The 19,170-nt window shown below is 33.4% G+C and carries 24 protein-coding genes; 20 read left to right on the top strand and 4 right to left on the bottom strand.

All coding sequences use genetic code 11. The annotated features are described in order from the left end of the window. Positions 1-123 precede the first annotated feature (123 nt). Genes HMPREF3029_RS04485 through HMPREF3029_RS04475 form a run of 3 tightly spaced genes read left to right on the top strand, consistent with a single transcriptional unit; the run spans position 124 to position 2,162 of the window. The gene (locus HMPREF3029_RS04485; protein WP_068128294.1) at positions 124-921 is read left to right on the top strand and encodes a metal ABC transporter ATP-binding protein; all 798 of its coding nucleotides are present in this window, start codon (positions 124-126) and stop codon (positions 919-921) included. Further along, positions 911-1,750, top strand: a complete 840-nt coding sequence (locus HMPREF3029_RS04480; protein ID WP_040928362.1) for a metal ABC transporter permease — start codon at positions 911-913, stop codon at positions 1,748-1,750. Before HMPREF3029_RS04485 ends, HMPREF3029_RS04480 begins: the two co-directional genes overlap by 11 nt. Further along, positions 1,740-2,162 (top strand): Fur family transcriptional regulator, encoded by a 423-nt coding sequence (locus tag HMPREF3029_RS04475; protein WP_068128297.1) that lies wholly within the window; start codon positions 1,740-1,742, stop codon positions 2,160-2,162. The genes HMPREF3029_RS04480 and HMPREF3029_RS04475 overlap by 11 nt, the downstream gene beginning before the upstream one ends. Before the next feature lie 58 nt (positions 2,163-2,220). On the opposite strand, the gene ispG is transcribed toward HMPREF3029_RS04475, so the two are convergent. Both ispG and HMPREF3029_RS04465 read right to left on the bottom strand, forming a co-directional pair. Then, the gene (ispG, locus tag HMPREF3029_RS04470) at positions 2,221-3,342 is read right to left on the bottom strand and encodes a flavodoxin-dependent (E)-4-hydroxy-3-methylbut-2-enyl-diphosphate synthase (RefSeq protein ID WP_068128299.1); all 1,122 of its coding nucleotides are present in this window, start codon (positions 3,340-3,342) and stop codon (positions 2,221-2,223) included. An 86-nt stretch (positions 3,343-3,428) separates the two neighbouring features. Next, positions 3,429-4,160 (bottom strand): DUF1189 family protein, encoded by a 732-nt coding sequence (locus HMPREF3029_RS04465; RefSeq protein WP_083286813.1) that lies wholly within the window; start codon positions 4,158-4,160, stop codon positions 3,429-3,431. A 135-nt stretch (positions 4,161-4,295) separates the two neighbouring features. On the opposite strand from HMPREF3029_RS04465, the gene HMPREF3029_RS04460 reads away from it, so the two are divergent. From HMPREF3029_RS04460 to HMPREF3029_RS04420, 9 genes are all read left to right on the top strand, one after another. Then, positions 4,296-4,898 carry a superoxide dismutase gene (locus HMPREF3029_RS04460; protein ID WP_068128303.1) on the top strand — a complete coding sequence of 201 codons (603 nt, stop codon included), beginning with the start codon at positions 4,296-4,298 and terminating at the stop codon, positions 4,896-4,898. Positions 4,899-5,011: 113 nt separating this feature from the next. Further along, positions 5,012-7,204, top strand: a complete 2,193-nt coding sequence (locus HMPREF3029_RS04455) for a peptidoglycan D,D-transpeptidase FtsI family protein (protein WP_070622140.1) — start codon at positions 5,012-5,014, stop codon at positions 7,202-7,204. 120 nt (positions 7,205-7,324) lie between these two features. Then, entirely contained in the window at positions 7,325-8,299 is a 975-nt protein-coding gene (locus tag HMPREF3029_RS04450; RefSeq protein ID WP_246827334.1) for a PstS family phosphate ABC transporter substrate-binding protein, read from the top strand. Positions 8,300-8,315: 16 nt separating this feature from the next. Beyond that, complete coding sequence (pstC, locus tag HMPREF3029_RS04445; protein ID WP_070709979.1) at positions 8,316-9,233, top strand: phosphate ABC transporter permease subunit PstC; 918 nt, start codon at positions 8,316-8,318, stop codon at positions 9,231-9,233. Further along, positions 9,233-10,108 carry a phosphate ABC transporter permease PstA gene (gene pstA / locus HMPREF3029_RS04440; RefSeq protein ID WP_040928354.1) on the top strand — a complete coding sequence of 292 codons (876 nt, stop codon included), beginning with the start codon at positions 9,233-9,235 and terminating at the stop codon, positions 10,106-10,108. Before pstC ends, pstA begins: the two co-directional genes overlap by 1 nt. Positions 10,109-10,208: 100 nt before the next feature. After that, positions 10,209-10,949 (top strand): phosphate ABC transporter ATP-binding protein PstB, encoded by a 741-nt coding sequence (pstB, locus tag HMPREF3029_RS04435; RefSeq protein WP_246827362.1) that lies wholly within the window; start codon positions 10,209-10,211, stop codon positions 10,947-10,949. Further along, positions 10,949-11,584, top strand: coding sequence for a phosphate signaling complex protein PhoU (gene phoU / locus HMPREF3029_RS04430; protein ID WP_068128308.1), 636 nt, complete (start codon positions 10,949-10,951; stop codon positions 11,582-11,584). Before pstB ends, phoU begins: the two co-directional genes overlap by 1 nt. Before the next feature lie 79 nt (positions 11,585-11,663). Then, the gene (locus tag HMPREF3029_RS04425) at positions 11,664-12,224 is read left to right on the top strand and encodes a 5-formyltetrahydrofolate cyclo-ligase (RefSeq protein WP_068128310.1); all 561 of its coding nucleotides are present in this window, start codon (positions 11,664-11,666) and stop codon (positions 12,222-12,224) included. Then, positions 12,221-13,648, top strand: a complete 1,428-nt coding sequence (locus HMPREF3029_RS04420; protein WP_070709978.1) for a rhomboid family protein — start codon at positions 12,221-12,223, stop codon at positions 13,646-13,648. The genes HMPREF3029_RS04425 and HMPREF3029_RS04420 overlap by 4 nt, the downstream gene beginning before the upstream one ends. A gap of 30 nt (positions 13,649-13,678) precedes the next feature. Here the strand turns inward: HMPREF3029_RS04420 and HMPREF3029_RS04415 are convergent, their stop codons facing one another. Beyond that, on the bottom strand, positions 13,679-13,912 hold the full coding sequence (locus HMPREF3029_RS04415) for a DUF2759 domain-containing protein (RefSeq protein ID WP_040928349.1): 234 nt from the start codon (positions 13,910-13,912) through the stop codon (positions 13,679-13,681). Between the two features lie 87 nt (positions 13,913-13,999). Here HMPREF3029_RS04415 and HMPREF3029_RS04410 point away from each other — a divergent pair, with 87 nt between their 5' ends. Further along, on the top strand, positions 14,000-14,623 hold the full coding sequence (locus HMPREF3029_RS04410; RefSeq protein ID WP_068128314.1) for an MBL fold metallo-hydrolase: 624 nt from the start codon (positions 14,000-14,002) through the stop codon (positions 14,621-14,623). A gap of 47 nt (positions 14,624-14,670) precedes the next feature. Here the strand turns inward: HMPREF3029_RS04410 and HMPREF3029_RS04405 are convergent, their stop codons facing one another. Beyond that, positions 14,671-14,916, bottom strand: coding sequence for a DUF2626 family protein (locus HMPREF3029_RS04405; RefSeq protein ID WP_040928347.1), 246 nt, complete (start codon positions 14,914-14,916; stop codon positions 14,671-14,673). Positions 14,917-15,072: 156 nt separating this feature from the next. Between HMPREF3029_RS04405 and HMPREF3029_RS04400 the strand changes: the two genes are divergently transcribed. From HMPREF3029_RS04400 to HMPREF3029_RS04370, 7 genes are all read left to right on the top strand, one after another. Then, positions 15,073-16,065: an ATPase, T2SS/T4P/T4SS family gene (locus tag HMPREF3029_RS04400; RefSeq protein WP_070709977.1), complete on the top strand. Its 993-nt coding sequence runs from the start codon at positions 15,073-15,075 to the stop codon at positions 16,063-16,065. Further along, on the top strand, positions 16,037-17,083 hold the full coding sequence (gene comGB, locus HMPREF3029_RS04395) for a competence type IV pilus assembly protein ComGB (protein ID WP_083314979.1): 1,047 nt from the start codon (positions 16,037-16,039) through the stop codon (positions 17,081-17,083). Before HMPREF3029_RS04400 ends, comGB begins: the two co-directional genes overlap by 29 nt. Before the next feature lie 10 nt (positions 17,084-17,093). Beyond that, on the top strand, positions 17,094-17,423 hold the full coding sequence (gene comGC, locus HMPREF3029_RS04390; RefSeq protein ID WP_068128320.1) for a competence type IV pilus major pilin ComGC: 330 nt from the start codon (positions 17,094-17,096) through the stop codon (positions 17,421-17,423). Further along, positions 17,401-17,832, top strand: a complete 432-nt coding sequence (locus tag HMPREF3029_RS04385; protein ID WP_070709975.1) for a type II secretion system protein — start codon at positions 17,401-17,403, stop codon at positions 17,830-17,832. The genes comGC and HMPREF3029_RS04385 overlap by 23 nt, the downstream gene beginning before the upstream one ends. Beyond that, a complete protein-coding gene (locus tag HMPREF3029_RS04380) occupies positions 17,822-18,085 on the top strand; it encodes a hypothetical protein (protein WP_070622136.1) in 264 nt (87 codons plus the stop codon). The genes HMPREF3029_RS04385 and HMPREF3029_RS04380 overlap by 11 nt, the downstream gene beginning before the upstream one ends. Continuing rightward, the gene (locus tag HMPREF3029_RS04375) at positions 18,048-18,470 is read left to right on the top strand and encodes a competence type IV pilus minor pilin ComGF (protein WP_068128324.1); all 423 of its coding nucleotides are present in this window, start codon (positions 18,048-18,050) and stop codon (positions 18,468-18,470) included. Before HMPREF3029_RS04380 ends, HMPREF3029_RS04375 begins: the two co-directional genes overlap by 38 nt. 153 nt (positions 18,471-18,623) lie before the next feature. After that, positions 18,624-19,100, top strand: a complete 477-nt coding sequence (locus HMPREF3029_RS04370; protein WP_070456460.1) for a shikimate kinase — start codon at positions 18,624-18,626, stop codon at positions 19,098-19,100. The last annotated feature ends 70 nt before the right edge of the window (positions 19,101-19,170 follow it).

The raw sequence follows: 19,170 nt of genomic DNA, 5'->3' as shown, positions 1-19,170 counted from the left end.
TAGAATTTGAAAAAAAGGTTCGTCTACAATCTGAAACGAGCACTGTAAAAGTGCTCGTTTTATTTACAATTCGTAACAGTTACGTTATAATTATACGACTAAAAGCATGTTGGAGGTGTTGTCATGTCAACGCCCGTTTTCGAAATAAGAAATGTATCATACAAATATTATGAAAAAATGGAAACGACAGTGGCATTAAAAGACATAAATCTCAAAATAGAGCGTGGAGAATTTATGGCAATTGTTGGACCGAATGGTTCCGGTAAATCTACATTAATAAAACTAATTCTCGGTATTAAGAAGTTACAAGAAGGCGAGATTTTAATTAATGGTAAGCGAATGAATCGTAGAAATCGAGAAACAAAAATTGGTTATGTATCTCAAAAAGCGGCATCATTTGCTAAAGGGTTTCCTGCGACTGTAAAAGAAGTCGTATTAAGTGGTCTAACAAAAAAGCGTGGACTATTTAAAAAGTTTAACAAAGAAGATTTTAAAGCACTCGATGAAGTGTTAGATTTACTCGACATAGAAGATTTAAAAAATAAAAACATTGCGAGTCTTTCAGGAGGACAAACACAGCGCGTATTTATCGCTCGTGCTCTAATTAACAAACCAGAGATCCTAGTATTAGATGAACCTACAGAAGGCATCGACGCAAAAAATGTCTATAGTTTTTATGAGGTGTTAACACGATTAAAAGAAAGTGGAACGACGATTTTACTCGTCACACATGATATTGGCGTCGTCGTCGATCAAGCGGACACCGTTGCATGCTTAAATGAGCATCTACATTTCCACGGTTCAAAACAAGACTTCTTAAAACTTGATGAAGCGGAGTTATCAAAAGTATACGGGTTTCCGTTACAACTCGTAAATCACGATCATACGAGAAGTTGCTGTGAGGTGCCTTATGTTAATTGATGCGCTACAAAACTATGCATTTATGAGATACTCGTTTATTAGTGGTTTAATTGTAGGGTGTATCGCGCCACTTCTCGGAACATTTATCGTCGTTCGAAGACTGAGTTTAATTGCAGATGCACTCTCACATATTTCACTTGGTGGGATTACGCTCGGTGTGTATTTATCGAGCATACTCTCATTTACAATTAACCCACTCATTACTGCAACGCTATTTTCAATTATCGGTGCAGTAGGTATAGAAAAGATGAGAACTGTTTATAAACACTTTTCTGAAATATCGATACCAATAATTATGAGCCTTGGGATTGCATTATCTGTTATATTTTTATCACTAGCAAATGGTTTTAACCAAGACTTATTTGGCTACTTATTCGGAAGCATCAGTGCAGTAACTAAAAATGATTTATTTTTAATTAGCTGTATTGGAGTTATCGTCATTACGTTCGTTTACTTTTTATATAAAGAGATGTTTTTATTATCCTTTGATGAAGAGTATAGCGAAGTGATGAAAATTAGTGGATTTATACATTTTATTTTTATCGTACTCGTTGCGTTAGTTATTAGTGCATCTATGAGAATTGTCGGAACGCTACTCGTCAGTGCGATGATGACATTACCGGTCGCTGCCGCAATTCGAGTGACGTCAAGCTTTAAAGCACTTATTGCAGTGAGTATATTATTTGGTGAAATTTCGGTCATACTTGGACTCATATTAGGATTTTACTTAAATATCGCTCCTGGTGGTATGATCGTATTAGTTGCGATTTTTATATTATCTATGACATTTATCGTAAATCGATTAGGAGTGAAGATGAATGCCGAATAATGAAAAAGAAAGAATTAAAACAACCCTAAAAGATCATGGATTTAAACTAACAAAACAAAGATTATCTTTAATAGAAATATTACTGGAAGAAGATAGATACGTCACAGCGACATATGTCTATAATAAAATGTCAGAAATATACGACGGTATTAGTTACGATACAATATATAGAAATCTATATACGCTACATGAAATTGGCGTAGTAGAGGAGACGACATTAGACGGTGAGATGCAGTATATGATCGCTTGTAGCGATCACCATCATCACCACTTTATATGCGACAATTGTGGCATGGTAAAAGTCATCCATTACTGTCCAGTAGATGAATGGCAAAAAGAAATACCAGGCGCTAAAATAAAAGGACATAAAATAGAGCTATACGGTTTATGTTCGAGTTGTCAAAATGATTAAAAAATCACCCCTAAAGTTAGAAATAAAATCTAATTTTAGGGGTGTTGTCATTTAATGCTTATTTATTTTCATTTGCAAGTTCTTTTTTACGTTGTCTTTCTTTTTCGTAATGTGCTTCAGCTAAAATGTCGATTTCTTTTTTAAGTTCCTCGACCATCGTTTCTTCAGGTACTTTTCGCACTGTTTTTCCGTGCATAAATAGTAATCCTTCTCCGCGCGCCCCTGCAATTCCAATGTCCGCTTCACGTGCTTCTCCTGGACCGTTTACTGCACATCCAAGAACGGCTACTTTTATCGGTGCTTTAATATTTGAAATGTATTCTTCGACTTCATTTGCGATCGCAATTAAGTCGATTTCAATACGTCCACATGTCGGACACGCGATAAGTGTTGCTGCGTTTGAAGCGAGTCCAAATGTTTTTAATAATTCTTTTTGAACTTTTACTTCTTCAACAGGATCTGCGGATAATGAGATTCTCATCGTATTACCAATTCCTTTATTGATGAGCACCCCAAGCCCTGCAGCACTTTTAACTGTCCCAGCAAATAACGTACCACTTTCAGTGATACCGATATGAAGCGGGTAGTCGAATGCTTTAGATGCTTTCTCGTACGCTTCGATTGCTAAATGAACGTCAGAAGCTTTCATAGATACGATAATATCGTGGAAATCTAAGTCTTCTAATATTTTAATATGGTGTAACGCACTTTCTAACATTCCGTCAGCTGTCGGATAACCATATTTTTCGATAATGTGACGCTCTAAGCTTCCTGCGTTTACACCGATACGAATCGGTATCCCTTTTTCTTTACACGCATTAACAACCGCTTCAACGCGTTCACGTTTACCGATGTTACCCGGATTGATACGAATTTTATCTGCACCGCCTTCAATAGCGAGTAGTGCAAGTCTATAGTCGAAGTGAATATCGACGACTAATGGTATGTTAATTTGTTTTTTAATTTCTTTAATTGCTAGCGCATCTTCTTCACGTGGACAAGCGACGCGCACGATTTGACAACCTGCTTCTTCTAAACGTTTAATTTCAGCGACTGTCGCCTCAACGTCATGGGTTTTCGTCGTTGTCATACTTTGAATGATAATCTCGTCTGAGCCACCAATCACTAGATCGCCAACTCGTACAGGACGAGTGTTTTTACGATGTGTAATTTCTGACATTTAATATATCTCCTTGAAACAATGTGATTTATTTTTTTGTATGTTCAATTATACAACAAATCTATTATATTGTAATGATGAACAAACTATTTTATCGTCTGCTTCTTTTTGAATACGGGTAGTTTCTTGTCGTAATATATTAAGAAGATTAATACGATAATATATATGAACCAAAGTTCTTTACCCGTTATCAGTTTTAAAATTGTAAAGAGTATCGTCGGAATGACGAAACTATAAGAAATGATTTTAAACCAGTTCATATAATCCGTACGTTTATTTCTCATTGATGCAATTTTATTTAATATAAATGATAGTAGTAATAATAATGTAAATGAAAATGCAGCCATCACTATAATTTGTATGATTGAATACACTGCAAAAAAGAATCCAGTACTCTTCGTATGTGTATCAATATATTGCTTTAACTCGTTTTCGTTATTAAGTTTATTAAAACTTGAGTAAGGTAAATAATCTTCAGTCATATTATGAATTTGAATGCCTTGATGTTGAAATATTATAAAGGCATCTTCTAATGGTAAAGACTCTTCTGTAAAGACAATTCGACCTTTAGAGGTAGTTAAGGTTTTTTCATCTCCAACGTAATAGCCATCTTTAATTTCAAAATGAGGAATTTCGTCTTTTACTTCGCTTAGAGCATTTGCAAATTGATTTGTATTAAAAAAAGATAACATATAAGGGACTGAAAGAAGTATACCTATAATTAATATGTTTAATAACAGATACTTAAAGGGTACAGTTCTAAATAGAGGATACTTTTCAAACTTCAGTAGTCGTTTGAAATATTTTAAATAATCCATGAATTCAACACATCCAAGTTCTATTTTAGTCAGACATTTGACTGATTTACTGATAGGTAGAAACTAATACCTTTTATTGTAGCACTTAATTTGGTATATTTGGGATGTAAACATCATTAGGAGGAGATTTTAGTTATGGCATTTGAACTACCTGAGTTAGACTATGCATATGATGCGTTAGAGCCTACAATTGACAAAGAAACTATGGAGATTCACTACTCTAGACATCATAACACTTACGTAACAAACTTAAACAACGCAGTTGAAGGTACAGAATTCGAAAACAAATCTTTAGAAGAATTAGTAAAAGATATCGATTCATTACCTGAAGATATTCGTACTGCTGTAAGAAACAACGGTGGTGGACACTACAACCACTCATTATTCTGGCAATTATTAACTCCAGAACAAAAAGACGTACCAGCTGAACTTAAAGAAGCTATCGAAGATAAATTCGGTTCTTTAGATTCATTCAAAGAGAAATTTGAAGCTGCAGCTGCAGGTCGTTTTGGATCTGGTTGGGCATGGTTAGTTGTTGGGAATGATGGTTTAGAAATTATTTCTACTCCTAACCAAGATAACCCATTAATGGAAGATAAAACACCTGTGTTTGGTGTGGATGTATGGGAGCATGCGTACTACCTTAAATACCAAAACAAACGTCCAGAGTACTTAGGTGCAATTTGGAACGTTGTAAACTGGGAAAAAGTCAACGAGTTATACCAAGAAGCTAAATAATAACTTCCTTTCAAGCCATGAGTTTAAAAACTCATGGCTTTTTTTAATGATTATCGTGATAATATGTTAAAATAGAATGTGAATTTTTACGAAAGAAAGTTAGGTTGAAGCGTGTGAGACGTGTTAGGAAAAAAAGCTCTGAAGCGATTAAATATCAGTTATTTAAGTCGAGAGCAAATACTTTAGTATTTATTGTTTTTATATCATTTATAATTTTAATTCTTCGCCTCGGACAGTTACAAGTCATTCAGGGTGAGTCTTACCACGAACGCGTTGAAAACGCACAATACGTTAAGATCAATCAAAACGTACCACGTGGTGAGATTTATGATCGAAACGGTAACGTACTCGTTAAAAATAAATCCGAACGTGCAATTTTCTTTACGAGACATCGCAACATGTCTAATAGTGAAATTATGGAACTAGCCAATAAGCTATCTAATTATTTGGAGATGGATGAAGAAAATTTAACGTTACGTGATAAGCAAGACTATGCATTAAACAATTATTTTGATGAGTTACTAAAAGAAATGCCTAATGAGGCAACATTACTTGATGATGGTAATATATCTAGAAATGATTTTAATGAAGCGGTATATGAGAACATTAGTAATGAATATTTAGACTCATTACTTACTGAAGAAGATAAAAACATCATATCTATATATACGAGAATGATCGTCGCAACAGAATTAGATCCCGTTACTATTAAAGGAAGTAACGTCACAGAAAAAGAGTTCGCTACAATTAATGAAGATCTCGATAAGTTAGAAGGAATTACAACTGGAATGGACTGGAAAAGAGAATATCCTTATGGTTCAACACTACGTACAATTCTTGGAGACGTGAGTTCACCGAAAGAAGGACTACCTAAAGAACTCTCTGATTATTATAAATCACTTGGATACTCTCAAAACGACCGTGTCGGTAAATCATATTTAGAGTTTCAATATGAGGATATTTTACGTGGTGAAAAAGAAGAGGTTAAATATTCAACAGATCGAGCAGGTCGTATTATCAATCAAGAAGTTGTAAAAGATGGTAAACCTGGTAACGATTTATATTTAACAATCGATATCAAATTACAGCAAGAACTAGAAAAAATTGCAGAGCATCATTTAAAAGAAATGCGTAATTTAGCAGAAGCTGCAAAACAACGTGCGGATTTAAATGGCGATATCGAATGGGACATTCGACCAGAGTTTTTAGATACTGTGACTCTTGTCGTACAAGATCCATATAATGGTGATATTTTAGCGATGGTTGGTAAACATATTAATAAAGACGGAGATATTGAAGATTTTGATTATGGTACATTTGCTGTGAGTTATGTACCAGGTTCATCCGTTAAAATTGGTACGGTTGTTACAGGTTATCAAAACGATGTTCTACAACCTGGAGAATCACAAGTCGATGAACCACTCGTATTTGCAGATGGTACGAACAAATCTTCATTCTTTAACCGTGACAATAGTTACAACGTAGACGATCAACACGCTTTAATGGTATCTTCGAACGTTTACATGATTAAAATCGCACTTCGTTTACTCGGCTTAGAATACGATCGTAATATGCCACTGCCAAGTGATATTTCTAACGATGCATATAAACTAAGAAATGGGTTAAATCAATTTGGACTTGGTGTGTCAACAGGTATTGACTTACCTAATGAAGAGACAGGTATTTCTCCACCACTAACTAATAACCCTGGGAACTATTTAGACTTAGCGATTGGACAATATGACACGTACTCTACACTACAGCTTTCACAATATATTTCTACAGTTGCGAACGGTGGTAATAGAATGCAATCACACCTTGCAAAAGAAATTAGAGAGCATAATCCAAATGAACCAGGAAAAGTAATACGCTCGTTCAATGGTAATGTTTTAAATACTGTCATGATGACTGACGCTGAAAAAGAACAAATTTCTAAAGGGTTATATGATGTATTTAATACCCATCATCAATCGACGGATAGATACGGAACAGGATGGGATGCGTATCATGAATTAGAACCAAAAGCTGCTGGTAAAACAGGAACTGCAGAAGCGTATCGTGAAGGAGTTTCAGTTTTAAACCAAACGTATATCGGATATGCACCATATGACAATCCAGATATGGCATTCTCTATTATATGGCCAACGACACCGATGACGATTCCATTCTTCCCAGCCCAATATATGGGAAGAGATGTTATCCAAAAATATTATGAGCTTGAATATGGTGCGCCTAAAAAAGATTACTACAAATATAATTTAGATGAATTTTACAGACGAATTAAAGCAGGCACGTATGATAGTTAGACTACTGAAAATTTTCAGTAGTCTTTTTTGATTTTACATATTCTTTACAATACGTTTATTTAAAATTTAAAAACGACCTGTACTATGTAATCATAATCAAAACCATTTGGAGGAATTAAATTGAAAAAGCAAACTTTAAGCGTAGCAATGATGTTAGTTCTAGGAGGTACACTTGCAGCATGTAATAATGATGCTGAAAATGATGACAACAATGCATCAAATGAAACAAGCACAGAAACGAACGAAGAAAAATCTTCAGTCACTGAACAAGCGATTGTTGGTGACGGTTCAAGCACAGTGTTCCCTATCTTAGAAATCGTCAATGAAGACTACAATGCTGAATACGGAAGTGCAGCAGAAATTGGAGTATCTGGTACAGGTGCTGGGTTTGACAGATTTATCGCAGGTGAAACAGATTTCCAAAACGCTTCACGTCCAATTAAAGATGAAGAAAAACAAGCGTTAGAAGACGCAGGTATTGAATACACTGAATTAGAAGTCGCGATCGACGGTTTAACTGTAGCAGTTAACAAAGACAACGATTTTGTAAAAGACTTAACATTTGAAGAGTTATACAAAATCTACTCAGGTCAAGCTGAAACATGGGCGGATGTTCGTAGTGACTTCCCAGATGAAAAAATTGTTGTATATGGTCCAGACCAATCTCACGGAACACATGACTTCTTTAAAGAAGAAGTAATGGATGATGAAGACATTCAAGGTGAGTTAATCCAAGATACAAACCAAGTAGTAAACGCAGTTACATCTGATAAAAATGCAATTGGTTTCTTCGGATATAACTTCTACTTAAACAACAAAGATAAGTTACAAGCAGTAGCGATCCAAGGTGAAGATAGCACAGAAGCTGTTGAACCAACAGAAGAAAACGTTAAGAGTTATAAATATCCACTTTCAAGAGCATTATACGTGTATGTTGCGGATGAGAAAGTGAAAGAAAACGAATCGTTAAGTCAATTCATTGAATTTTTATTAGATAATGCATCAGTAGCTGCTGAAGATTCTGGTTACGTAGCATTAGACGAAGAGAAGCTTAATGAGCAAAAGGATAAGTTCAAAGAGATTATTGGGAACTAATTAAGTAGGGATTTATATGAAGGATTTAAGTATACAACAACAAATAGAACGAAAAAAACGTTCAAAAACTCTTGAGAAAGCAGTACCTATCGTACTGTTTTCTATTACTATTGTTTCAGTATTAACAACAATAGGTATTTTATATACATTAATTTCTGAAACATTCCACTTTTTAAGAGAAGTATCAATTGTGGAATTTTTAACGAGTAAAACATGGAACGCTTTTAGTAGCACGCCAACATTCGGTATATTCCCATTAGTCTTAGGAACGTTAAAAATAGTTGTTATTGCGACATTGTTTGCTGTTCCAACAGGTGTATTTTCAGCAATTTATTTATCTGAATACGCACCAAAATCAGTGCGTAAAGTATTAAAGCCAACATTAGAAGTGTTAGCTGGGATTCCAACAGTTGTATATGGAGCATTTGCGATCACAGTGGTCACACCGGTGTTACAATCTATTTTTTCATCGATGGGCCACTTTAATGCAATTAGTCCGGGACTTGTTGTTGGAATTATGATTTTACCAATGATTACAAGTTTAACTGATGACGCGATTACGAGTGTACCTGATGCAGTTAGAGAAGGGTCTTATGGACTCGGTGCAACGCAGTTAGAAACTGTTTTTAAAGTAGTCTTACCGGCTGCTTTATCAGGGATTTTAGCGTCAATCGTACTTGCAACAAGTCGAGCTATCGGTGAGACGATGATCGTTTCAATTGCAGCTGGGTCAACACCTAATAGCAGTTTCAACTTATTTGAGTCACTTCAAACGATGACAGGGTTTATCGTACAAGTGACGTCTGGTGATGCAGCATTCGGTTCTCAAGTGTATTACAGTTTATATGCTGTTGGTATCACGCTATTTATATTTACTTTAATTATGAACGTATTAGCGATGTGGATTGCAAAAAGATTTAGGGAGGAATACTAATGGCTATGGATGAAGCAGTATTAGTCAAAAGACAATCAAAGCGTCGAATGCTGAATTCTATTATGAGCAAAGTATTCTTCTTATCAACGATGATCGGTATTGTTGTGTTAATTATTCTTTTAGCATCGATTTTAAAACAAGGTGTCGGTGCGTTATCTATTGATTTCTTTACTAACTTTAGTTCAAGTCGACCAGAAAGAGCAGGAATTAAGGGTGCCTTAATTGGTACTTTATGGTTAATGGCTCTAACAACACCTATAGCAGTTATATTATCTGTCGGAACAGCTATTTATTTAGAAGAATATGCGCCGAAAAACAAACTCACTCACTTTATCGAAGTGAATATTTCGAACTTAGCCGGAGTACCATCTGTCGTATTTGGTTTACTTGGTTTAACAATATTTGTAAGACAATTTGGCTTAGGGAATTCAGTTCTCGCTGCGAGTTTAACGTTAGCGCTAATGATAATGCCGGTAATTATCGTATCGAGTAAAGAAGCATTACGTAGTGTGCCAAATTCTATTCGAGAAGGTTCAATCGGACTTGGTGCATCTAAATGGCAAACGATTTATAGAATCGTTTTACCTGCAGCAGTACCTGGTATTATAACGGGTATTATACTAGCGGTATCTCGTGCAATAGGTGAAACAGCGCCACTCGTTGTAATTGGAATTCCAGTTGCATTATTAGCGACTCCAAAAAGTGTTTTTGATTCATTCCAAGCACTTCCAATGCAAATATATAACTGGGTAAAAATGCCACAAGAAGCGTTTGTTAGTTTAACATCAGCTGGAATTATCGTATTACTCGCGATGTTATTACTCATGAACCTTGTCGCAGTACTCATAAGAAATAAATATTCAAAAAGATTTTAGGTGAAATAAGATGGAAGTAAAAGTAAAAGAAGACAATAAAGTAAAAGATATATTAACTCAAGATCAAACTTTAGATAAAACTTCTGGTAAAGAAGTATTTATGACAAATAATTTAAATCTTTGGTACGGAGACACGCATGCATTAAAAGATGTAAACTTAGCATTTAACGAAAAAGAAATTAGTGCGATTATCGGACCATCTGGTTGTGGTAAATCGACTTTCATTAAGACGTTAAACCGAATGGTCGAGCTCGTTCCTAACGTTAGAATTGAAGGAGATATTTTATATAGAGAACAAGATATTTTAAATAAAAAAATGTCTCTTGAATCGTTAAGAACAAAAGTTGGAATGGTGTTCCAAAAGCCGAACCCATTCCCAAAATCTATCTATGAGAATATCGTGTACGGTCCAAGAGTACATGGTATTAAAGATAAAAAGACACTCGATGAAATCGTTGAGAGAAGTTTAAAACAAGCAGCACTTTGGGACGAAGTAAAAGATCGTCTTAAAGATAATGCATATGGTCTATCAGGCGGACAGCAACAACGTTTATGTATTGCTAGAACACTCGCGATTGAACCAGATGTTATATTAATGGACGAACCGACAAGTGCACTAGATCCAATCTCTACAATTAAAATCGAAGATTTAATGCAAGAGTTAAAAGAAAAATATTCGATTATTATCGTGACACACAACATGCAACAAGCAGCTCGTGTTTCAGATAAAACGGCATTTTTCTATAACGGATCGGTAATCGAATATGATGATACTAAAGTCATCTTTGAAAACCCTCGTGATCAACGTACAGAAGATTATGTAACAGGTAGGTTTGGATAATGAAGCCGAGACAAAATTTTATTAATAATTTAGATGAAGTCACTTCATATGTTTTTAGATTATCAAACGAAGTAGAAAAAAGAATTGATAAACTCATTCACTGTATAGAACATAGAAATGTAGATGCGCTAAAAGATATTTCTAAAGAAGATATTGTTGTCAATGACTTAGAGCTTCTAATTAATGAAAAGATTATATCTTTAATTACATTAGAAGCACCAGTTGCCTCTGATTTAAGAATGTTAATCTCTTATATTAAAATCGCAGAAGATTTAGAGCGAGTGGCAGATAACGTTGTAAATATTGCAAACGTAAGTGCTGAATATAATATCGGTTCAGAAGAAATTATCAACAAATTTAAGTCGATGTTACAGCTGTCAAAACTCATGCTTTCAGATGCGACCGTTGCCATGGAAACAAAAGATTTAGCTTTAATTAAAGAACTATTATCTAGAGACGAAGATATCGATATGCTTTATATCGATACGACGTCAGAAGCAATCGAAAAAATTGAAGATAAAGTCATTATGAGTCAAGTTGTGTTAATCGCTAAATATATTGAACGTATCGGTGATCACTTAGAAAATATAAGTGAACATCTATACTATTACTTGACTGGTAGACAGTATCAATAAAACCACTTTATAAAAGTGGTTTTTTTATTTAAACTATTATAATAATATCTGTTAAAATGGAGAGAGAAAGGATGTCTCCATGAGTAAAAAAGAACTACGTCACGAGATGATTGTAAAGTTAAAGTCACTTAATCCAACGGATAAAAGACAAAAAGAACAGAATATATATCAATCTTTAAAGAAATTTATACACGAACACAGTATAAACTCTGTTGGGATTGTTTTATCGATGCCACATGAAATTGATACGCTTCCGATTATTGAATACTTAAACGATAATAATATTGCTGTATATGGTCCAAAATCGAACTATAAAACAAAAGAAATGGACTTTTATAGAGTGAATAGTGCTGATGAAATTTTCAAAGATGAAAAAGGGATTTTTATACCAACATCAAACGAATTAAATAACGACGTCGATTTACTAGTCGTCCCAGGAGTTATATTTAATGATAAAGGTTATCGTACGGGCTATGGTGGTGGCTTTTACGATAGATTTTTAAAGGGTTATCAAGGAAAAACTGTGTCAATTTTATTCGATGAACAGTTCGGTGAGGTGATCGTTGAATCACACGACATGCCTGTCGATTATTTAATCACGCCGACAAAAAATATTAACGCAAGAGAGAATAGACTATGATTAACAAATGGCAAGCAGCGTATGAAATTGTACGTTATACAAAATATGTATTTTCACGTTATGACGAAGTTGCAGACACGATTTGGTTAAAAAACAGAAAAAATCGTTCACTAATGATTTTAGTTGATGGTCAATTTGAGGATGAAGAAATTGAAACTACAACTAAAATATTATATGACAATAAAGCGAATATCGATGCAGCTGTCGATTTTAATGTAAGTAAAATATATGTCCACTATATCGATTGTGAACCATTTAAACGTCAATTTAAGTCTAAAGCTCTAAAAGTTATTCACACAGGTACGGATAGTATTGCAAATGTCATATTAAATCCATTCTATAAAATAGATACGAAATATAAAAAATCTAAACCGCTAGATTGGTATAAGAAGCGTGTTTTATCAAGTAACCCGCTTGAAACGTATCTAATTAAATTTACACCGATGACGTTGATACTTATAATGATCAACACACTCATCTTTTTAACGAATTTATTTTATATTCATATACGTGATTCAGTCCACATCACGAACAACTTAGGTTTAACACATCACGGAGTCAATCAAGATACGGAGTTTTATCGACTCATTTCGAGTGCGTTTTTACATGCAGATGTCGAACACTTTTTATTTAATATATTTGCGATATACGTCCTAGGTAAATTTGTTGAATCGATATACGGCTCTACGAAAATGCTTATAACTTATGTTTTAACAGCAATCGTAGCAAATATTGTTTCTCTTGTGTTTATTACAAATGCACTTTCTCTAGGTGCAAGCGGGGCAACTTACGGTATGATGGGGCTACTCGTTATACATCTACTTGTTTATAAAAAAGTTCAAAAGAAACTCATATTTCAAGTACTCGCTGCCTTTGTTGTCATTGGTATTTTAACGAGCTTCTTTAGTAACATCAATCACTATGCGCATGCAGGTGGGTTTATATATGGGCTTATATTAGGTGTTATTTATAACTTTAAAAAAGTAGATTTCAAAATTGCTATCGGAGCATTTATCTTAATGATTGTTTTACCGGTGTCTATGTGGATGATCCAACGAGATCATGTATCATATCAACCGTATGATGAGGAAGCACTCCGTTATTTTTATGAAAAGGATTACACTCATGCTCTCGAAAAAGTGAACGAAACATTTAAATATGGAAACGAGACGAGTATGAGTTATTATATACTCGGTAAACTTTATGAAGTTGCAGGGGATGATGCAGCCGCTGAGGAAAACTTTAATGTCGCTTTTGAGCTCGATCCAAAGAATGAGTATGTATTAAAACGTAAATTGTTAGAATTACGTAAAAACCAAGACTTTGAAGCGATGGCAAAACTTAGTGAGGATGTTAATGTAAATAAAGTAAAAGATGAAGAACTTTCAGTCATACTTGAAGAATTAAGTTTTAGAGGATATTAAAAAGCTCGCGAATATTCGCGAGCTTTTGTTTTAAAGGTCTGGATAACCAAATGTAAAGATTGTTGCGAGTGAGAAGAATCCGAATGTTGCGATTCCTGCGATACTAAAGATAATACCTAGAATGTTTTTAGATCTTACCGCGTTTATTAATGCGTATACACTTAAAACTGCAATAAGTAACATTAATAGTGACATCGTGTTTACACCAATGTGAATCGATGTACCACCAATTTTAAACAGTTCACCTGTATTAATAAAAGGCATTTTTAATCCCCCAATACTTTTAACATTACGTTAACTCTATTGTATAATTGATACATGTAAATGTCTAGACTATTTTGAGGTGACACTATGGAAATCATTACATTACCACTTGGAGCGTTAAATACAAATTGCTATATTGTTTATAATGAGAAGAAAGATTGTTTGATTTTTGACCCAGCAGATAATAGTGATGAAATTATTCGTACAGTTGAGGAACACGACCTAACCGTCAAAGGAATTTTACTTACTCATTCACATTATGATCATATCGGTGCGTTAGAGGAAGTATCAAAACACTTTAATTTGCCTGTATATATGAGTGAACAAGAGTCAGACTGGTTACTTGATCCGACTAAAAACGGTTCGATTCGTTTTATCGAAGTGATTACTGCTGACGTTGAGAGAGTTTATGTTGGTGAAGGGGAGCTTTCAATTGGAGAATTTGACTTAAAAATACTTCATACGCCAGGTCATTCTCCAGGGAGTTTGAGTTATATATTTGAAGACGATATGTTTATTATTTCTGGAGATGTGCTCTTTAACAAAGGTGTTGGCCGTACAGATTTATATGGTGGTAACACAGAAGCGGTTATGCATTCAATTAAAGAGAAGTTATTTAATTTAAATTTAGAGTATGACGTCTATCCTGGTCACGGTATGCCAACGACATTGCTCGAAGAAAAATACGAAAATCCTAACATAATATGGTAAATAAAAAAAGAGAGTTCAGACAAACGTCTGAACTCTCTTTTATTTTTTTACTGGTTACCAAATGCTGGTTCCATAAGGAAAGTTGAATAGTAAGTAAATCCAACAAAGAATAGCATGAGGTAAGCTGCGAATACATACATATACATTCTTTCAGTCAGTTTCATATATCCAAGTAATATAAAGAAACCAGTTTGACCGATGAAGAAAAACGCCATTTCTGTCATATCACCGACATAGAATAAAATCGCAAAGATTGCTGTCCAAAAACCGAGCGTTTTAAATACTTTATCCATCGTAATCCTCCCACCAAACCATAATCTATTAACTTAATTATAATCAACTCTAATCGATAAGTAAATACCAAATCAGGAATTGTAAATTCTTAAAACTTTTAAAAATAAAAAAAGATAAAACCGACTTTTTGAGCATATGTGTATAGGAGGGATGAAATGGAGAATCTTTTACACCATTTATTAAAACAAAGTATATCTGATTCTTATACAGATATACATATTACATTAGAACACTCACACGGTTTAATTAAAATAAGACAATTTGGCAAAATGAAAAATTTCGCTTGTTGTAATACGCATACGTACAAACAGTTCGTTAATTATTTAAAATTTATTGCTGAACTCGATACGAATGAACATAGAGTCCCCCAAAGTGGCCGAATTGAAAAAGATGTAGATGACGTAACTGTGAATATTAGAATTTCAACGTTGCCTACCTCTTTAATGAATGAGATCGTCGTGATTCGAATTTTAAATAGTGCAAAAGACATCCCTTCTGAAAAGTTATTTAGGAGGCCTGATGAATATAGTCATTTAAAGGAATTGTGTCTGAAAAAAGATGGATTAGTACTATTTACTGGACCAACTGGATCTGGTAAATCGACTGTGATGTTTCGATTGTTAAATGATATTAGAAACGTTGGTGACAAACAAATTATTACGATTGAGGATCCAATCGAATTTGATTTACCAAACATTATACAAGTTGAAATTAATGAAAAAGCAAAACTAGACTACGCACCGATTCTAAGGGGAGTAATGCGCTGCGACCCTGATGTTATTATGTTCGGTGAAATTAGAGATTCAACAATTGCGACAGAACTAGTTAAAGCGAGTCTTTCGGGTCATTTAGTTTATTCAACGTTTCATAGTAATAGTGCATATAGTGCGATACTTCGACTTAAAGAATACGGAATTTACAATGAAGAGCTTGCTGAATCGATACAAGCAATTGTAAATCAGAGAATTATTCATAATAAAAAACAATCTTTTATTCTATATGAATATATTACAAAAAACGATATTAAAAAGATATTGAGTGGTGAATCGATACGTTATGACACGATACAAGATAAACTTAAACAATTATATGAAAACAACTTGATAGAGGCGAATACGTATGAAGCATATAAAGCGTTTGAAAAATAAATTAAAACAGTACGATGCAGAATTTCTTAAAAAGCTCGCGCATCTATTAAGTAATGGTTTTACTCAAAAACAAGCATTAATTTTTTTAGTAGAACAATATGAAGTTCTAAATATCAAAGATAAAACAAAGCTGTTAGAGCTCATACGAGATGGTAAAAATTTAGAAGAAATACTCACATATATTGGTTATAGCCCTGCAATACTTGCTCAAATTAGATTTTCTGCTGTACACGGTGATTTAATTAATATTTTAGAATCGTGTTACTCATATATCACCAAGCGTAGACAAACGATTAAAAATTTAATGAAGTCACTTCAATATCCGATTATTTTAATCTCTATATTTATAGTGATTTTAATCGTATTAAATTACACTGTTATTCCACAGTTCAATACACTATACGAAGCGATGGGTACACATAAAAGTAATTTGATGACAATACTTACATTCATGCTGAACGTATTACCGAAAATCGTACTCGTTATCATATCAATTGCTATGATTTTTCTAATATATATATCAATCATATTGAGGTCTAATAATATAGAGTTAAAACAATCTCACTTATTAAAACTACCAATTATTAGCACTTACTATAAATATAATGTGACGTACAAGTTCTCAAGAGAATTAGGGCTCATGCTAAGTAACGGCATTGAATCAAAAGAAATTGTAAATATATTAAAAAATCAAAACTTGGATAATGAATTAAAGTATTTAGGACAAACTATAGAGAAGTTATTATTGTCAGGTTTTTCGATGAGTGAAGCGGTTAAACAAATTCCACTCATCGATCAACGTATAATCCCATTCATTCAGCACGGAGAATATAATTCAAACGTCGGTAAAGAATTAAGTCTATATAGTGAATATGTCCTAGAAGGAATTATTTTTAAACTTGAAAAATTAACAAAGCGTATTCAACCGATCATATTCGTCATACTCGGTTTACTCGTTATTTGTCTATATCTCGTTATTGTATTACCTGTATTTCAAATGATGTCTGACTTAAATTAGGAGGAAAACAATGAAATTTAATATTAAAAAACTAATTCAAAAAAGTAAACAATCAGAAGGATTTACGTTAATAGAAATGTTACTCGTACTACTCGTCATCTCCGTGCTTATCATCTTAATTATCCCAAATATTGCAGCACAATCTAAAAACGTTCAAAACACTGGCTGTGACGCGCAAGTTAAGATGGTTCAAAGCCAGATTGAGGCATATACGTTAAATGAAGGTGAAACACCAACTAACATTAACCAATTAGTGCCAAATTACTTAACAGATAAGCAAACATCATGTGCCAATGGAACAGGGATCACAATTGTTAATGGACAAGCTACAAAAGAATGATGGATTTACGATGATTGAAATGATACTTACATTATTTATTGTAAGTATCATTTTATTATCTACAATTACCTACATCCCAAGATATAACGAAAACAATTATGAAGATGAACTAAAAAATATAGAATACATATTTCAAAACGCCCAAATTAGAGCTCGTACGTATGATACATATCAACACGTTATTATCTATCATTCGACGAATGAAATTGTTCTGAAAGACTATAAACAATATTATGAAAAAAGGTATCAGCTTACATCTTGTTTTATCGTTGAAGGTGGATTAGAAGACGTCATTTACTATCCAACAGGAAATACATCAAAATTTGGCACGATGATATTAAATTGCGATGACGATGTTATTAAGATAATATTTCAAATTCAAAAGGGGAGGTATCGTATTGAAAGATGATGGTTTTTTATTAATCGATAGTGTCATCTCGTTGAAAATTATGCTTATAATTACGACGATTTTAGTGCCAACAATCATTCATTTAAACCATGTAGACAAACAAGCAGATAATAAACTTGAAATGTTAAGGAGTCTTTATATAGAGATACAAAATAGTGAGGATCAAGATGATTTCTTAAAAAGTGAACGTTATTTTATAAGAGGTGATGAAATTTGTGAAGCGTCTGCAAATAGATGCATTAAAATTAAATGAAGGTTTTACATATATTGAAATGTTACTGAGTCTATTTGTTCTATCTATGATCTTATTTATAACTATTCCAACGATACGACTATTTGGTTCGATTGAATTAAATGAACAGAGTTTTGATATCGATGTTTTTATAGAAGACATTTTTGAAGTAGAAACAAATAAGAAAGATATTGTAATTACAAAAAACAGCCTTACTTTTGATAATGAACACGGAACGATTACGTATCGACTATCTAATAATCGTATTGTCAAATCGATAGACAAAAAAGGCTTTATTCCTTTGATGACGAACGTCCTTGAATTCAACGTTACAGAAGATAAACATCATGTATATATTATGATTGAAGAAGGCGATGAAACATATGAAATGTATATTAAAAAATGATGGATTTATAAGTGTCACATCGTTAATCATATTAGGTTTTATAACAAATGTTTTCTACACATATTATATGCGCTTATATATGATCATTGAGATTAAAATGAATCTTATTTATTATTATGAAAGTAAGGTTAAATTGTTTTTAGGAGCATAGCTATGATATTAATAGGATTTATGGGTGTTGGTAAAACAACTGCTGGTCAAAAGTTAAGTGAGATAACACAAAAGGAATTTATAGACTTAGACGTATATATAGAAAACAAGCATCAAAAAATATCTGACATATTTAAAAATTACGGTGAAAGTGTATTTCGGAAATACGAATATGACGCACTAAAAGAATGTTTAGATGTAGACATACTATCTACTGGTGGTGGGATTGTAGAATATGAACCGTCTCTCAATCTTTTAAAAGAATCTACTCAACTAGTGATCTATATCGATGCACCGTTCGAGGAAATATATAAACGTATTAAAAATGATAGCAGTAGACCCAATGCATTAAGATCATATGAAGAATTACAAGATTTATATGAAAAACGTAGACCTCTATATAAGAGCATTGCTGATATTACGATAAGGAACGAAACGACGGTAGATGAATTAATTCACAAACTTTTAATCGTTGAATAATTGAGTTAACAGTATTTAAGTTGCAATTTGTGAATATAGTATATATAATGAATTCGGATACAAAATCATT

Origin of the sequence: Nosocomiicoccus sp. HMSC059G07, assembly GCF_001815515.1 — a bacterium.
Taxonomy (GTDB): domain Bacteria; phylum Bacillota; class Bacilli; order Staphylococcales; family Salinicoccaceae; genus Nosocomiicoccus; species Nosocomiicoccus ampullae_A.
Note: the sequence above shows the minus strand (reverse complement) of the source record. Positions and strands in the feature narration are given on the sequence as shown.

Coding starts and splice junctions, on each gene's coding strand:
- phoU (WP_068128308.1), top strand. CDS start 10,949: ATGAAGCCGAGACAAAATTTTATTAATAATTTAGATGAAGTCACTTCA.
- HMPREF3029_RS04465 (WP_083286813.1), bottom strand. CDS start 4,160: ATGGATTATTTAAAATATTTCAAACGACTACTGAAGTTTGAAAAGTAT.
- HMPREF3029_RS04415 (WP_040928349.1), bottom strand. CDS start 13,912: ATGCCTTTTATTAATACAGGTGAACTGTTTAAAATTGGTGGTACATCG.
- ispG (WP_068128299.1), bottom strand. CDS start 3,342: ATGTCAGAAATTACACATCGTAAAAACACTCGTCCTGTACGAGTTGGC.
- comGB (WP_083314979.1), top strand. CDS start 16,037: ATGAAGCATATAAAGCGTTTGAAAAATAAATTAAAACAGTACGATGCA.
- HMPREF3029_RS04475 (WP_068128297.1), top strand. CDS start 1,740: ATGCCGAATAATGAAAAAGAAAGAATTAAAACAACCCTAAAAGATCAT.
- HMPREF3029_RS04485 (WP_068128294.1), top strand. CDS start 124: ATGTCAACGCCCGTTTTCGAAATAAGAAATGTATCATACAAATATTAT.
- HMPREF3029_RS04370 (WP_070456460.1), top strand. CDS start 18,624: ATGATATTAATAGGATTTATGGGTGTTGGTAAAACAACTGCTGGTCAA.
- HMPREF3029_RS04480 (WP_040928362.1), top strand. CDS start 911: ATGTTAATTGATGCGCTACAAAACTATGCATTTATGAGATACTCGTTT.
- pstC (WP_070709979.1), top strand. CDS start 8,316: ATGAAGGATTTAAGTATACAACAACAAATAGAACGAAAAAAACGTTCA.
- pstB (WP_246827362.1), top strand. CDS start 10,209: ATGACAAATAATTTAAATCTTTGGTACGGAGACACGCATGCATTAAAA.
- comGC (WP_068128320.1), top strand. CDS start 17,094: ATGAAATTTAATATTAAAAAACTAATTCAAAAAAGTAAACAATCAGAA.
- HMPREF3029_RS04400 (WP_070709977.1), top strand. CDS start 15,073: ATGGAGAATCTTTTACACCATTTATTAAAACAAAGTATATCTGATTCT.
- HMPREF3029_RS04425 (WP_068128310.1), top strand. CDS start 11,664: ATGAGTAAAAAAGAACTACGTCACGAGATGATTGTAAAGTTAAAGTCA.
- HMPREF3029_RS04385 (WP_070709975.1), top strand. CDS start 17,401: ATGGACAAGCTACAAAAGAATGATGGATTTACGATGATTGAAATGATA.
- HMPREF3029_RS04420 (WP_070709978.1), top strand. CDS start 12,221: ATGATTAACAAATGGCAAGCAGCGTATGAAATTGTACGTTATACAAAA.
- pstA (WP_040928354.1), top strand. CDS start 9,233: ATGGCTATGGATGAAGCAGTATTAGTCAAAAGACAATCAAAGCGTCGA.
- HMPREF3029_RS04460 (WP_068128303.1), top strand. CDS start 4,296: ATGGCATTTGAACTACCTGAGTTAGACTATGCATATGATGCGTTAGAG.
- HMPREF3029_RS04405 (WP_040928347.1), bottom strand. CDS start 14,916: ATGGATAAAGTATTTAAAACGCTCGGTTTTTGGACAGCAATCTTTGCG.
- HMPREF3029_RS04410 (WP_068128314.1), top strand. CDS start 14,000: ATGGAAATCATTACATTACCACTTGGAGCGTTAAATACAAATTGCTAT.